Below are 1090 nucleotides of genomic sequence, written 5' to 3'. Positions count from 1 at the left end.
CAGTTGACCGTATGCTCTGCCGACTGTCGGCTTGATCACTGCCGCTGTCGTTCAGTGACGTTCGGTAGGCGATCTTCGCCTCGATAGGGCAACCCTTGGCGATACAGATCGTGAGACGGGATAACCGTCTCATATGGGTGATCCTTGACTTCAGAGACAACTGGAGCGAGTCCACCTAAGAACCATACGAGACGGTCAGGGGCACCATGGGCAAAACATTGGGCTACGCGAGGATCAGTTCAGATCAGGGGCAGGATATCACCTCCCAGAAGGCGATGCTGGAATCGCTCGGCGCTGTGGTGGTGTTTGCCGATGTCGGCAATGGGTCGAAGCTGACGGGCCGCGACCAACTCGAAGCCGTCCTGCGCCTGCTCGAACCCGGCGACACCCTGTTGGCACTCCATCCCGATCGTCTCGCGCGCGACACGGGCGATCTGCTGACGATCGCCAAGCGCGTCATTGAGAAGAAGGCCGTGCTGCGGATCAATGACCCCGCCATCATCATGGACGGGTCCGACATCATGGCCGAGGTAATGCTCACCGTCTTCGGATTGGTGGGGATGCTGGAAAAGCACTTCATCCGCGCCAGACAACGCCGGGGCATCGAGGCCCGGAAGTTGAAGAATGACGGCGGCTACAAGGGTCGCCCCGCAACGATCTCCCCTGACGCTGTGCGCGATCTTCGTGCCGAGGGTCTGGGGGCCACCCAGATCGCCAAGCGTCTTGGGATCGGGCGTGCGTCGGTCTACCGGCTGCTCGCCGCCTGATCACAGAGTGCGCAGCCACTCGATCGCCTCATCGAACGACATCGCCTTCCCCGGCTGAGCCGCTGCCCGCTCGATCATCTCAACGAAGTCTCGGTCGAGCGGATCGCCCCGGCAGATCGGGCAGGAGCGTCCATCCCCATCGTCGCCGCAGCGGTCATGCTCGACCTGCTTGCCCATGCCATCGTGCCGTGGGTTCGAATCCCGCCCTGTCATTCGAACTGCTGCTCCACTTCAGTGCGACAATCTGCTATCAATGAACCTCGAAATAGCACGCGATATCAGCGGGTTTTATGGCGTTGAACGGCTTCCCACCCTCTCCGCCA

2 protein-coding genes are annotated in these 1090 nt (G+C 61.1%); one reads left to right on the top strand and one right to left on the bottom strand.

Features of this window, described 5'->3' with window-relative positions; genetic code table 11:
• Nucleotides 1–206: 206 nt before the first annotated feature.
• A complete protein-coding gene (locus tag QOL62_RS19810; protein WP_283407314.1) occupies nt 207–767 on the top strand; it encodes a recombinase family protein in 561 nt (186 codons plus the stop codon).
• On the opposite strand, the gene QOL62_RS19805 is transcribed toward QOL62_RS19810, so the two are convergent.
• A complete protein-coding gene (locus tag QOL62_RS19805; protein ID WP_283407313.1) occupies nt 768–980 on the bottom strand; it encodes a hypothetical protein in 213 nt (70 codons plus the stop codon).
• Nucleotides 981–1090 lie beyond the last annotated feature (110 nt).

This window comes from Novosphingobium panipatense (assembly GCF_900182875.1).
GTDB classification, from domain to species: Bacteria; Pseudomonadota; Alphaproteobacteria; order Sphingomonadales; family Sphingomonadaceae; genus Novosphingobium; species Novosphingobium panipatense.
The sequence above is the reverse complement of the archived record's forward strand: the minus strand, read 5'-3'. Positions and strand labels throughout refer to the sequence as shown.

Bases quoted from the DNA above. Each gene is read 5' to 3' on its own strand.
- QOL62_RS19810 (WP_283407314.1), top strand. From the start codon at position 207: ATGGGCAAAACATTGGGCTACGCGAGGATCAGTTCAGATCAGGGGCAG.
- QOL62_RS19805 (WP_283407313.1), bottom strand. From the start codon at position 980: ATGACAGGGCGGGATTCGAACCCACGGCACGATGGCATGGGCAAGCAG.